Origin of the sequence: [Clostridium] saccharolyticum WM1, from assembly GCF_000144625.1 — a bacterium.
Classification (GTDB): Bacteria; Bacillota; Clostridia; order Lachnospirales; family Lachnospiraceae; genus Lacrimispora; species Lacrimispora saccharolytica.
Window position 1 is genome coordinate 4093748 of record NC_014376.1, and the last position, 14675, is coordinate 4108422.

The 14675-nt window shown below is 44.5% G+C and carries 8 protein-coding genes; 5 read left to right on the plus strand and 3 right to left on the minus strand.

The annotated features are described in order from the left end of the window. Window positions 1–200: 200 nt before the first annotated feature. Window positions 201–650 (plus strand): hypothetical protein, encoded by a 450-nt coding sequence (locus tag CLOSA_RS19050; protein WP_013274359.1) that lies wholly within the window; start codon window positions 201–203, stop codon window positions 648–650. 545 nt (window positions 651–1195) lie between these two features. Then, window positions 1196–1816, plus strand: a complete 621-nt coding sequence (locus CLOSA_RS19055; RefSeq protein ID WP_013274360.1) for a superoxide dismutase — start codon at window positions 1196–1198, stop codon at window positions 1814–1816. A gap of 174 nt (window positions 1817–1990) precedes the next feature. On the opposite strand, the gene CLOSA_RS19060 is transcribed toward CLOSA_RS19055, so the two are convergent. Continuing rightward, window positions 1991–3700 carry a cell wall-binding protein gene (locus CLOSA_RS19060; RefSeq protein ID WP_013274361.1) on the minus strand — a complete coding sequence of 570 codons (1710 nt, stop codon included), beginning with the start codon at window positions 3698–3700 and terminating at the stop codon, window positions 1991–1993. A gap of 783 nt (window positions 3701–4483) precedes the next feature. Between CLOSA_RS19060 and CLOSA_RS19065 the strand changes: the two genes are divergently transcribed. From CLOSA_RS19065 to CLOSA_RS19075, 3 genes are all read left to right on the plus strand, one after another. After that, complete coding sequence (locus CLOSA_RS19065) at window positions 4484–6310, plus strand: sugar phosphate nucleotidyltransferase (protein WP_013274362.1); 1827 nt, start codon at window positions 4484–4486, stop codon at window positions 6308–6310. A 1377-nt stretch (window positions 6311–7687) separates the two neighbouring features. Beyond that, window positions 7688–8788, plus strand: coding sequence for an N-acetylmuramoyl-L-alanine amidase family protein (locus CLOSA_RS19070; RefSeq protein WP_013274363.1), 1101 nt, complete (start codon window positions 7688–7690; stop codon window positions 8786–8788). Between the two features lie 130 nt (window positions 8789–8918). Further along, window positions 8919–10709, plus strand: coding sequence for a GH25 family lysozyme (locus CLOSA_RS19075; protein WP_013274364.1), 1791 nt, complete (start codon window positions 8919–8921; stop codon window positions 10707–10709). A 344-nt stretch (window positions 10710–11053) separates the two neighbouring features. On the opposite strand, the gene CLOSA_RS19080 is transcribed toward CLOSA_RS19075, so the two are convergent. Both CLOSA_RS19080 and CLOSA_RS19085 read right to left on the minus strand, forming a co-directional pair. Next, the gene (locus tag CLOSA_RS19080; RefSeq protein WP_013274365.1) at window positions 11054–11989 is read right to left on the minus strand and encodes a glycosyltransferase family 2 protein; all 936 of its coding nucleotides are present in this window, start codon (window positions 11987–11989) and stop codon (window positions 11054–11056) included. 369 nt (window positions 11990–12358) lie between these two features. Continuing rightward, a complete protein-coding gene (locus CLOSA_RS19085; protein ID WP_013274366.1) occupies window positions 12359–14620 on the minus strand; it encodes a hypothetical protein in 2262 nt (753 codons plus the stop codon). Window positions 14621–14675 lie beyond the last annotated feature (55 nt).

Genomic DNA, 14675 nt, shown 5'->3' on the forward strand with positions numbered 1-14675 from the left:
ACCCCTGTTTTCTTTCTAATCGTTTCTGTTTTTGGGCATAAATGTGCCTTTAAGGCACACAAATCCACAATAGTGCACATTCCATAATATCACGGCATTGTCAAGGTGTCAAGCATTTTTTGCTTGTATTTTCCAAGAAAATGTGTTATACTATTGCAGATAGGCCCAATTTACAAAATGAACTATTGGAGGTATTCCCGGTGAGCACATTTTTAAACGTATTATTAGTGATTCTTTTTATCGCAGCCGTGGCTCTGGCAGTCCTTTATTTTCTTGGAAAAAGGCTGGAAAAGCGTCAGGTGGAACAGCAGCAGGCATTGGAAGCTGCGGCACAGACCGTGTCCATGCTGGTAATCGATAAAAAGAAAATGAAACTAAAGGATGCAGGGCTTCCTAAGATCGTGTATGAACAAACCCCCTGGTATATGCGCCGCACAAAGCTGCCCATTGTAAAGGCAAAGGTTGGCCCAAAGGTTATGACACTGATCGCTGACGCCAAGGTGTTCGAGGTGCTTCCGGTAAAGACAGAAGCTAAGGTTGTTGTAAGCGGTATCTACATAACCGAGATCAAGAGCCTTCGGGGCAAAGCCGTTCCACCGGCACCGAAAAAGAAAACATTCTTGGACAGGTTTAAGAAGGGCGGAAAGTAAGATACCTGAATTTCTGTATTTACAAATACATCAATACCCGTTTTTTAGAAAGTGATCTGCACCATAAAAAGATTAAAGACGAATGCCGGAGCGCGATAATGGTCGCACTCCGGCATTTTTATTTAATCATACAGGATACAGAACCGCTGTAATAAGATATGAACCGGATCTTATCCGGTTGTTTCCTATGGGAAATTGATCTGCAGAAAAGCCTTGTCCTGTTTCCATATATATTAGGAAGAAACGCCATCCATGTTGCGGCATGACAGAGCTTGCGGATTCTTTCATCAGAATCTCCTAACTGCTGATGAAAAGGTACCGTTATCGTTTTCATTTTATTCGTTTCATACCTTGTATTAATCTAAACTTTTCATTGATCTTTCAGTATGAATTATTACTACAGTTGTTTGCAATTAAATTTTAAAAAATCCATTGACAAAGCCATAGATATGATATACAATTAAGGCACAAGGTAGTTAGTTTTAACTAACCTTACGAGTATGACAATTATTTCAATCTTGATTCAAAATGAAAGGAGAACTGCTATGTTTCAACAGATAAAATTACCCTATGCATATGACGCATTAGAACCCCATATCGATGCTCTCACAATGGAAACTCATTATTCCAAGCATCACGCAGCTTACACCAAAAATTTAAATGACGCAGCCCAGAAGGCGGGCGTAGCAGACAAGGAAATCACCTCCCTCCTCTCCTCTCTGGAAAACATTTCCGACGAGGCTCTCCGAAAAGCCATCCGCAACAATGGAGGAGGCTTCTACAACCATAATCTGTATTTCTCCACCATGAGTCCTGACGGAGGTGGACAACCTACCGGCCTTCTTAAAGATGAGCTGGAAAAGGCCTTTGGCAGCTTTACTGACTTTCAGAATCAGCTAAGCAGCCTGGCCGCCGGCCAGTTCGGTTCCGGCTGGGGCTGGCTGTCGGCAAACCGGGATGGCAGGCTCATACTATCTGCCAGTGCCAACCAGGATAACCCCCTTATGGAAGGCAAAGGTTTTGTTCCGATCCTTGGCATCGATGTTTGGGAGCACGCCTATTACCTGAAGTATAAAAATCTCAGGGCAGATTATATCAAAGCATTTTTTCATGTAATAGACTGGAAGGCTGTTTCTTCCAATTATGAGAACATTAGGAAAGGATAAGGAAAGGAGGCTGAATCTATAACCTGAATACGCCGCTTCCCGACAGTATTTTCGTCAGGAAGCGGCTTTATTCTATTAAATCCTTATAAAATGGGGCCGCTGCCCCAGGTTGATCTCTCAACAATGGTACAACGGCCCTTGATCAGCAGCTAAAATTATTCATTCAATGATGAATTAATCCTCTACAAATACATTTTCGATTATTTTGCTGCCATTGACTTTATAGCAACGGTCATCTCCGTCTTTTGCTTTGGTCTTACTCTTCTGAACCGTACCAGATGTGTTAACCAGTCTATAAATTGTCTCTACAGTACCATCTGCAGTTACTTCTTTCTTATCTTTTGCATCAAATTTATAGAATTCATCATAACCTTTTTCGGTTACTTTTTCTGCTTTAACATCATCTAAGAACTTCTCTGTTGTCAGAAGCTTAATTTCTGTATATTCTCCATTGACAGTAGTCGCCTTAACTACAGAATACTTGTCGTCCTTATCAGCCTTTAACAACATACCTCCAAGGTAATATTTGTCATCATCAACGCCAAATTTACCCTGTCCCTTAGAGCTTCCGGACTTGTTAAATAAGAACTGGAAGGAGTCTCCGTCAATGGTAACATTCTGCTTGCCGGTCTTCATAGCACCGTCATCGCCGTTACCAAAATAGTACAGTTTGTATTTTGCAGTCTTATACAGACCAGATACATTATCCTTGAATTCATCTTCTGTATCAAAGTTGTAATCATCTAAGTCGTCATCACCTGCTACATCATCAATATCTGTTGTGCTGTTTCCGACAAACTTAATGGCAACCAGGCCATCCTTCATTACGCCATAGGAATCGAAAGCATATTTCTTTCCATTAATGGTCTTGATTTCAGATGCTACTAATTTACCATCCTTATCAGAATAGTACCAGTTGTTCTCATCATCATCATAGTCGCCTTTGTTCAAATAAGAATCAGGCACAACCTGGAACCAGCCCTTGGTTACTCTGGCGCCATCTTCCGGACTTCCATAATATCTGAATCCTCTGGTGTAAACAGCATTTCCCTGGCTGGTAGTTGCAGTGCTGTCTGTTGACTTTGTCTCGGTAGGAGTTGCTTCCCAGTTAACCCATTCCGCATTCATACGGCCATCTTTATCAAAGCTGTACTTCTTTCCATTAATGGTCTTGCCCTTTTCATCGGTCATCTTCTTACCATTAGTCTTGAAATAGAAATAACGGGTCTGATCTTCATCATCAAATACATTGTCGCTGGAGATACCAGGATCAACCGCACTATCATAGCTGTTATCTACAATATCCAGATACTCCCACTGGCCGACTCTCTGAGCACCATCATTTTCATCACCGCAATAGTAAACGCCGTCACGCCACTTGTCATCACCAGTTACCCGGTCACCGCTTTCGTCAATCCAGCCAAACAGCATCTTGCCTTCATCATCAAAGATATATTTCTTTCCATTGATTGTTTTGAAAGAAGCATTATTTCCGGTGGTAGAGCTCTTGTAAGCTCTTCCGTTAGAGCCGAAGTAATACCAGTGGTTCATGGGCTCTTCATCATCATCGCCGCCGTCATAATCATCATTCTCAACGGATACCCACTTGTTGGTAACCATAGCACCGTTTTCATCTACATAATAGTAGTTGTCACTGTATTCAACAACAACATCCGTAGCCATTTCTCCATCTTCGTTAAGGTAGAACCAGTTGTCGCCGGATTTTTCCCATTTCTCTGTTTCTAAATCGCCGCTCTTATTATAGTACACCCATGTACCATTTTCTTCCTGCCAGCCGGTTGCTGCGAAAGAAGACATGGAAGCGCCTAATGCAAGCAATGCTGCTGTGGATAATACAGCAACTAATTTTGTCTGCTTTCTCATAATTAATGCACTCTCCTTTTTTCTTTTTGAAATATTTTTTTCGAAATTCCTAATTGCATTACGAGGTAATTATACTTCTAATATTGGAAATTATCAATACCTTTTTTACTTTTTTTGCATTTTTTGCAAAAAGAAAAAAATATTTACAATTCCGGCAGAAGCTATCAATTCCTCCATCACATGGAATAGTATAATACATTTTTTAGGAAAATGCTATAACATTTCTCTGTGCATTTTCTTACATAATCATTACGAAAATTGTCTTCCGCAACAAAATTGTATTTTTATAAGTACAATCCTGTTTTTAGAGGCATAATAAGCGGTATTCCCCTCATTAATCCCATTAAGAATCAAGCTTAGCAGCAGAATGCAGGAGCTTCTTCCCATTATGAACCGCCGGCCTTTTCTCCCTAAAACAATTTTTTACTCACATACTCACAAACTGGTTAATTCATAATATTAAATAGGATGAAACCGTATCTTATATTAAATCTTCACATATCTATATTCCATCCAAGCCTTAAAACCATTATCGGAACCTTTTATCGTGTTTTCTCTTACTACAGCCCCCTATCGCATTCTTCCACTGACAAGTTATCAAACTCTCTCCCTAATCTTTTAATCTCATAATAATCCTCCATATGCAATCTCCTATTACAATCTCCTATTGCAATTTTCCATTCCAATGGTATAATGTTCATATATTTACAATAAGCGCTATATTTGAACACATCATATCAACACCCCTACACCAACTATAACCGATACGGAGGTCAATTAACTATGGATCGTAATGTCATCATATGCCGCTCCATTCTGGAAAATCCGGCAGTAACACAAAGAGATTTATCCAAAGAACTTAACGTTTCCCTGGGAACCGTTAATAATCTGATAAAGGAATGCATTGAAAAAAATTATATTGAGATCGGAAGCGGAAGCGACACCTACGAACTGCTGCCGGCAGGACAAGCCCTGCTAAGCCAAAATAAGGTTGACGGAGCCGTCATCATAGCCGCTGGTTTTGGCTCCCGCTTTGTTCCCTTAACTTTTGAAACCCCAAAAGGACTTCTGGAGGTATTTGGAGAGCGCATGATTGAACGGCAGATCCGGCAGCTCCACGAAGCGGGAATTAAGAACATTACCATTGTAGTGGGCTATTTAAAAGAAAAATTTGAATATCTGATAGACAAATATCAGGTGAAGCTTTTATATAATCCTGAATATTCCCACAAAAATACCCTTACCACCATTTATCACGCCCGCCATATCCTTCGCGGGAAAAATATGTATGTTCTTTCTTCCGACAACTGGATGCGCCACAACATGTACCATGCCTATGAAGGCGGTGCTTGGTACTCGGCATCATATATGGAAGGAGATACCTCTGAATGGTGCCTTGATTATAATAAGAAGGGACGCATTTTAAATGTATCCGTTGGCGGCCAGGATAAGTGGGTAATGTATGGGCCGGTCTTTTTCTCCAGAACCTTCTCAGAACAGTTCTTAACCGTCCTGGAAAATTATTACAACCTTCCCGGAACAGAACAGTTTTACTGGGAAAATGTCTATATGGAAATGCTGTCCGGCGAAGCTGCAAAAAGGCTCCCCCATATTCCGGAGGCAAAAAAGGACATTGACCTGTTCATAAACCGGAGACCAGCTGACGAGGTTTATGAATTTGAGAACCTGGAGGAACTTCGCCGTTTCGACTTAAAATACCAGCGCCATTCCGATAATGAAGCCATGGAGCTGGTATCAGACGTCTTTCAGGTGCCGGAATCAGAGATCACGGAAATCCGCTGCTTAAAAGCGGGTATGACCAACAAGTCCTTCCTTTTTAAAATTAAGGACCGTCATTATATCTGCCGCATCCCTGGACCCGGAACCGAACTGCTTATCAACCGGCAGCAGGAAAAAGCCGTTTATGATGCCTTAAGCGGACTGGATATCTCGGAAAAGGTCATTTACTTTAATGGTGAAACAGGATATAAAATTGCAGAATTTTATGAAGGTGCCCACAATGCAGATCCTGACAATCAGGAAGAAATGGAGCGCTGCATGGCAGTCGTCCGGAAATTTCATAAATCAGGGCTTAAAGTGGACCATACCTTCGATATTCGCGAACGGATCGATTTCTATGAAACGCTTTGCAAGGCCCATGGTGACATCCTTTTTGATGATTATACCATTGTCCGCAGGCAAATGACAGAGCTTATCAACAAGCTGGACAGCTTTAATCACGAAAAGGTCCTATCCCACATTGATACCGTAGTGGACAACTTCCTAATGCTGCCTGGCGGCGAAGTGCGTTTAATTGACTGGGAATATTCCGGGATGTGCGATCCTCTTGTGGATATCAGTATGTGTGCCATTTATTCCTATTACGATGAAAAGCAGACCGATGATCTCATAAGAATCTATCTGGACAGAGAGCCAACGGACGAAGAACGTTACACCATTTATGCCTATATCGCTCTGGGAGGCTTCCTGTGGAGCCTATGGGCGGTATATAAGGCAGCCTTAGGGGAGGAATTTGGCGAATACACCATAATCATGTATCGTTATGCCAAAAACTATTATAAAAAATGCTCCGAAATCCCCAAAATATGATATTTTTGGAATTTGTCCGCAAATCGTAATAAAATATTTAGGTATTCTTACCATTATTATGCTATAATGTACACGAAAGCAATGAGCAGTGCGAAATAAGGCAGGAGAAGATTTTCGTTGTGCCTGCACATAAGAAAATCTTTTCATGGCTTATTTCATAGAGCGAAGCCCGTGAGCGAGTAAAACCCCAGGTTTTGCGAGCTGCACTGCGGACCTAATGCTAAGAAATATGGACTTGCGGCAGAGAGATACTTTCGTTGTGCCTGCACAAAAGAAAATCTTTCCACGGCTTATTTCATAAGGCAAAGCCCGTGAGCGAGTAAAACCCCAGGTTTTGCGAGCTGCACTGCAGACCTAAGGCTAAGAAATATGGACTTGCGGCAGAGAGATACTTTCGTTGTGCTTGCACATAAGAAAATCTTTTCATGGCTTATTTCATAGGGCGAAGCCCGTGAGCGAGTAAAACCCCAGGTTTTGCGAGCTGCACTGCGGACCTAATGCTAAGAAATATGGACTTGCGGCAGAGAGATACTTTCGTTGTGCCTGCACAAAAGAAAATCTTTCCACGGCTTATTTCATAAGGCAAAGCCCGTGAGCGAGTAAAACCCCAGGTTTTGCGAGCTGCACTGCAGACCTAAGGCTAAGAAATATGGACTTGCGGCAGAGAGATACTTTCGTTGTGCCTGCACAAAAGAAAATCTTTCCACGGCTTATTTCATAAGGCAAAGCCCGTGAGCGAGTAAAACCCCAGGTTTTGCGAGCTGCACTGCGGACCTAAGGCTAAGAAATATGGACTTGCGGCAGAGAGATACTTTCGTTGTGCCTGCACATAAGAAAATCTTTCCACGGCTTATTTCATAAGGCAAAGCCCGTGAGCGAGTAAAACCCCAGGTTTTGCGAGCTGCACTGCGGACTTAAGGCTAAGAAATATGGACTTGCGGCAGAGAAATACTTTCGTTGTGCCTGCACATAAGAATATCTTTCCACGGCTTATTTCATAAGGCAAAGCCCGTGAGCGAGTAAAACCCCAGGTTTTGCGAGCTGCACTGCGGACCTAATGCTAAGAAATATGGACTTGCGGCAGAGAGATACTTTCGTTGTGCCTGCACATAAGAATATCTCTCCACGGCTTATTTCATAAGGCGAAGCCCGTGAGCACGCAAAACCCCAGGTTTTGCGTGCTGCACTGCGGACCTAAGGCTAAGAAATATGGACTTACGGCAGAGAAATACTTTCGTTGTGCCTGCACATAAGAAAATCTTTCCACGGCTTATTTCATAAGGCAAAGCCCGTGAGCGAGTAAAACCCCAGGTTTTGCGAGCTGCACTGCGGATCCATAACAAATGAATAAAACGGCTAAACAGGAGGAGGAACGGTATGCGATATAGAAAAAAATTGACAGCGCTGCTCATGGCAGGACTTGTAGGAACCGCTGCCCTGATACCGGCTGGTACAGCCTGGGGGGCCACTGGCTGGGTTGCAGATGGTTCCAAGTGGAAATATATTGACCAGGACGGTTCCACTCATAAAGGCTGGGTAAAAACATCTGACGGTACCTTTTATTTTCTTGATCTTTCCACCGGCTATATGGCTACAGGGTGGAAACAAATCAACGGAAACTGGTACTATTTTCATTCCAACGGCGCCATGGCTACCAAGTGGATTCAGGATGGGGGAAAATATTATTACCTCATGGATGATACAGGTGTCCTTGTAAAGGGATGGTTAAAAATAGGCAATGACTACTATTATATGAAGGGTGACGGTTCGATGTCTGCCGGCTGGCGGGAAATGGACGGAGGCTGGTATTACTTCAAGGAAAACGGCAAATGCACCATTGGGTGGGGACAGATTGGAAGCGACTGGTTTTATTTCGGTTCTGACGGAAAAATGGTCACTGGCTGGAAGCAGATTGACAATGCTTACTATTATCTGAATGTGGATTCCAAGTCTGTATTAGGTAAGATGATGACAGGCTGGCTCAGTGACGGAACCAATAAATATTACATGGATACCAGCAACGGAAAGATGGCTCACGGATGGAAGCAGGTGGACGGCTCCTGGTATTATTTTAATGATTCCGGACATATGACCACCGGTTGGATACAGCTTTCCGGCGTTTACTATTATCTTGATCCTTCTACCGGTAAGATGGCGATGAACACCACCCTTACGATTGATGGAAAGAGTTATACCTTTGGCTCCAACGGAGCTTATCAGGGGAATGCTTCCGGTTCACCTTCCGGTTCAACGAACGGAAACAGCCCCGGAGGGACATCAACAGACACTTCCACTGCTCCAGGGGGATCTTCTCAAGGAACCTCAGGCTCCGGCGGGCCGGGAGGAACTTCTTCCGGCGGCAATACCTTAAGCGGAGCTCCGGGAAGTTCTTCAAACGATACTCCCGGCGGTTCATCCAATCCTTCCGGCAGCAATGGCTATCAGCTGTCACCAGGGCTTACGACAGGTCCCGGTTGATCTCATAAGAGTCAGTATCTGTGTGGGTATCTGCACCTCGGCGCGGATACCCCTTTATTTTTGCGGGCAATGAGCCGGCGGATATGCAAGTTTATTTCGTCAAATACTTGAATGATAAGGAGGAAACACATTGAGACACAAGAAAATTGGCATGCGGTTTGCCGCAGCCGCATTATGCGCCTTTATGGGGATGTCTGCAGGGTTTGGCCCGGCCATGGACTCCTGGGCCGCGGCCTATGAAAAAGTCAATGGCTATTACCAGCTGGCGGACGGTACGGTGATTCAACAGGCAATCGCCAGAGGGATCGACGTTTCCAGATGGCAGGGGAATGTTAACTGGGCGGCTGTGGCGGCTGATGATGTCAGCTTCGTCATGCTGGGCACCAGATCCAAGGGTGTTGTAGACCCCAATTTCCATACCAATGTAAAAGGTGCATCAGCGGCAGGGCTTAAGGTGGGTGCCTATATTTATTCTCTGGCTACCACACCGGACATGGCCAGAGCAGAGGCAGATTTCGTTCTCAGTCTGGTAAAGGATTATCCCATCTCTTTTCCCATCGCTTTTGACGCAGAGGACAGCGCAACCCTTGGTACGCTTCCCCCGGCTCAGGTCAGCGAAGTGATCAACGCATTCTGTCAGCGCATTGCAGATGCAGGGTATTACCCCATCGTATATGCCAATGATTACTGGTTATCAAAGAAAATTGATTTATCAAATATGCCTTATGATGTGTGGGTGGCCCGGTATGAAGCCAAGCATGTCTACGCCAACCCGATCATGTGGCAGGTCACCAGCACCGGCTCCATTGATGGCATTAACGGGAACGTAGACATTGATTTTCTCTACAAAGATCTGACTCCAAAGCTTCCAGGGAATATGTGGAGGACCATTGGAGGGAAGACCTATTACTACCAGAACTATTCCATTCAGAAAAATGCCTGGATCAATGACGGTACCGGCTGGTTCTTCATGAATGAAGAGGGCCTGACCGCCACCGGATGGTTTGATAAGGATGGTCTGCGTTATTATCTGGATGAGACTACAGGACGGATGAACATCGGTTGGAAACTGCTCTCCGACAAATGGTATTTCTTTAATCCAAGCGGATCCATGAATACCGGATGGCTCTCTGACAACGGGTCACGTTATTATCTGGAGTCCAATGGTGCAATGGCCACCGGATGGAAGGAATTAAACAATCAGTATTATTATCTGGATCCAACTTCCGGGCAGATGGCTACCGGATGGAAGGACATAAATAGCAAGCGGTATTTCTTACAGGAAAGCGGTGTAATGGCAACTGGTTGGCTGGATAACAACGGTTCCCGGTATTATTTAAATAACGATGGATCTATGGCAACCGGGTGGCTGGCCGATGGTACCTCCAAGTATTATCTTGCTGGAAGCGGTGCGGTTTCCACCGGCTGGCAGCTCATAGACAATAGCTGGTATTTCTTTAGCCCGAGCGGTACTATGGCAACAGGATGGGTCAATCCTGACGGAAACTGGTATTATATTGGGAATGACGGAAAGATGCAGTCCGGCTGGCTTGAGGACCGGGGAGCAAAGTATTATTTAAGCGCTTCCTCCGGTAAGATGACTGTAGGCTGGAGACAGATTGACGGATCCTGGTATTACTTTGGCGGAAGCGGTGCCATGGCGACCGGCATGACCCAGGTCAATGGCCAGCAGTATTACCTAAATCCGTCTGATGGAAAGATGGCGGCCTCTACTGCATTTGTATTGGATGGCGTTTCCTATACTGCTGATGCAAACGGTGTTTGCACGGTGACACCTCAGGAAACTGCGGGACAGACGGGCGGAGAAAACACAGCAGAAAGCCAGACTTCCCAGTCTGAGACAACACCTGCAGAATCTGCCAGCCAGACAAAGGAAATCGGCCCTGGAATACATAAATAAACTGCAGGCTCCTATTGTATCAACTGGCTGTTCTAGCAGCCTGCATAAGGAAGCTTAAATAACAGAAAATACGCTTTGAATGACGGCATATATGAGCCGGTTCAAAGCGTATTGTTTTTTAATTATATTCTAAATCTCCCTGCAGCAAGTCTTCTTTTGCTATATTTATGCCTCTTAAGGTTTTAAGGTCTTAAGGTCTTAAAGTCGTAATGTCTTAAAGTCGTAATGTCTAAATAATTCTTTTCTTACCCAGTTCTTTTTTATGACCCTTAACACCAAATAAATGATATAAGACTCTGGTGCAAAGCTTCTTTTACATATCGCTTCAAATACAACCGGATTGCTTAATCCGAAAAATTCTTCGTCTCTCCAACGATATAAATAGGTCTGTCCTTCAGTTCCGCAAACAGAATGGCAATGTAATTGCCGATGATCCCCACGATCAGGAACAGCACAGCGAACATGAAGCAGATCAGCACAATGGTGGTGGCATACCCGTTTGGCGTCCCTACTCTCGCCCAGCTCCATATGGTATAAATCATCATGAGGATCCCCAAAAGACCTGCCCCGCATCCGGCATATATTCCAAGCTTTAAAGGCAGATTGGAAAAGCACATGATGGTATTTAAAGAAAAAACCATAAGCTTTTTAATGCTGTATTTGCTCTCACCTGCCACCCGGATTCCTGCTTCATATTCAATGGTGGTCTTATTAAAACCAATGTTCTGCACATATCCCCGGAGAAAACGGACCTTTTCCCTGTAATTATCCTTAAGTACATCAGAAGCCCGCCTGGAGATGGCGAAGAAATCAGAAGCATTTGGTTCAAACTTCACATCGGAGAGCGCATTGATCAAACGGTAAAAGGAAGAAGAGGCAAAGTTCTTGAACCAGCCTGCGGACTCATTTTTCGTCCGGACCATATTGATGATGTCATAGCCGCTTTCAAACTTTCTGATGATTTCCGGTAAATACTCGGGAGGATGCTGCAGATCCGCATCCATGCAGACGATCCCATCGCCGCTGCTGTAATCCAGGCCAGCGATCATGGCTGCCTCATGGCCGAAGTTTCTGGAAAAGCTGATCACCTTTACCTTTTTATCCCGCCCGGATAATTGGTCAAGGACCTTCATGGTCCCATCCTGGCTTCCGTCATTGACAAAGATCAGTTCATAGTCCCAGTTAAGTTTATTTAAAATGCTGGCCGTTTCTTCATAGAACTGTTTAAGAGCCAGTTCCTCATTGTAGCATGATACCACGACCGATAATGTATTTCCCATATTTTGCCTCCTGGTGAATCATGGGATATGCCTGTATATCCGGTTGATTCACATATTCGAGGCTGAAAGCTGTTATTTCTTTCAACCTTTGTCTCCTAATGAATCAAGGGGATATGCCTGCATATCCGGCTGATTCACATATTCAAGGCTGAAAGATTTCTTTTCTCTCAACCTTTGTCTCCTAATGAATCAAGGGGATATACCTGCATATCCGGCTGATTCACATATTCAAGGCTGAAAGATTTCTTTTCTCTCAACCTTGGTCTCCTAATGAATCAAGGGGATATGCCTGCATATCCGGCTGATTCACATATTTAAAGCTGAAAGATGTTTTTTCTCTCAACCTTTGCCCCTAATAAATCAAGGGGGCTATTGCATTTCATTAGCTTCCTTTTTTATATAACATTGTTCAAACTCTGTCAATGCCTGGGCTGACTTTTCACCGGAATTCCCCTTCACATCCACCGAAGCCAGAAGATTTCCGTTGTCATAGCACACGGGTATCAGCTTTCCGCATTGGATTAAATCCCATACCAGAGTATAAGAACGGTTCTCTTCTCCCGTATAGCCCGCCTGAACATAGACATAATCTGTTTTTGCATAATCCATGAATTCCACAAAGTAATCCATTTTCTTGACCAAAACTACATTTCCCCATGCTCCTGTAATATCATCGTAGGATTGGACATTGCATGGGAATACCAGCACATCCGGATGATCTCCTATAGCAATCAGCCTGGTTTCCGGGTCTGCAGCGAGGATCTCCCAGATCTTTTGGTTTCCCTTGGCAACCATGTCCTGCCTGGCAGCTTCCCTATGGTCGTAGTAGCCTTTATGGGAAAATGACACCGGACTAAAGCCAAGGCTCCAGTTCCAGCTGGTCACGGAGGTGAAAAACACAGAAAATAAAAGCACCCAGACTCCTACCCCCAGGCCCCCCCGCCACAGGGTTTTTTCTCCGGCTTCTGCCGCCGTCTTCAGGACATAGACAGACGTAAGCACATAGAGAAGCATGAAGTAGTTCCCATCCACCTGGGTCAGCATGGCAAAGCTGATTAGATTGACCACAAGAAAGGGTACGTAGATCACGTTTAGAAAAGCAGAGAGCTGGTTATTTTTCCCTTTATCCACATCCTTGCCGTAAAAACGGCTTGCAATCCACAATAAAAGAAGAAAATACAGAAGAAATCCACCCCATGCCAGAATTACATGATCCATATCCTCTCCCACAGGGCAAAACAAAAATCCATGAAGCCGTTTTACCAGACGGAAAGCCTTTTCCCCAAAGGGCATTCCTGCGCCGTAATGAGGGATGGAATTGACCATAAACGGATATTTTATATGAAATCCCAGCCTTGTGAGCAGGGAGGAGAATACTGAGGTAAGAGGAAGTCCTGTCAATCGAAATGTCCTCGCCCAGATACCCACTAAGGCCAGTAGGGCTCCTGCAGCAACCGCCAGTCCGCCGCCGTTTTTTTCTTCTGCTCCAAATTGGGGAAGCAGCAGCTTTCCAAGGAGGTATAAAAATCCCATTCCAAATACAGCGGTGGAAAAGATCAGGGCCGTTGGTTTTAAGGTCAGACTGAAAAAATAGGCTGCCGTCCCGTAACCCAGATAACGCCAGGACCTTTGCCCTGCTTTTATATAACAGAGCAGGTAATACACCATGATCTCCTGGACAAGCAGCGTGATGGTATCACTTTTGGCTGTAACTGCCATATTCATGATGCCCGGAACCCCTGACAGCAGGGCGGCTAAAAAGATTGCCTGATCCCGTTTCATGTAAATGCGGCCAATTTGGTACCCCAGAAAAAGGACCCCCAAGGACAGCCACAGATTGACCGAGGTTAAAAAGCTGTAGGAGGGAAGCTGGGATAGGGGCAGAGTCAAAACCTCAAATCCTTTGGAATAGGTGTATACGATTCCAATGGTTCCCAGATTTTCATAAATCCCATGGCCGTTATCCAGAATATACCGGGACCTGACACCATACCACAGGCTGTCAAAGTCCACGGCAATGTTCAGTCTTCCAGCCTGAAGGCAAACCATGGTAATAAGAAATGCCAGCAAAAATATCTCCTTTGCCTTAAAAGCCGGAGCGTTTCTCTTTTCTCCGCCTCCCAGGCATGATCTTCCAAAAAAAAGCAGGAGCACGGCACTTACAAGGACGAAGATGGTCAAATACCGGATGGAGCCAATGCCAATGGCAGACATAAGGCAAAAGACGGCCAAAAGAGAAGAGGCACCTGTGAGAAAATCAGAGGCCGGACCATCTTCCCTGGGAAGCTTCCACAGGGATACCCGGAGAAAATGCCCAACGAACAGAATATAGGCCAGATAAAGGCCGGAGACCAGCACCGGAACAAAGGCCATATGGCCCCATAAAAAGACCGCCGCAAGAAGGACTACAACCCCAAGCTTCTGCCAGTTCTTAGGAAAAAGAAGGCCTGACAAACAGAAGGCAGCAAACAGCTTTGCCGTCTCTGCCATCATGGTCTTATATTCCTCCTGGTTCATGATCCACTGAAAAACGTCCTGGTTTAAGATCTGATTCAAAGAATACAGGATCCCTGCCGCCGAAAACAGCATAAACAGCAGGATACCATATCCATGTTTTTGTGATCGCCCCATAAAAACCCCCGAATATCTTTGTTGTATACGTATGTTACAATCGGATACGGCTGCC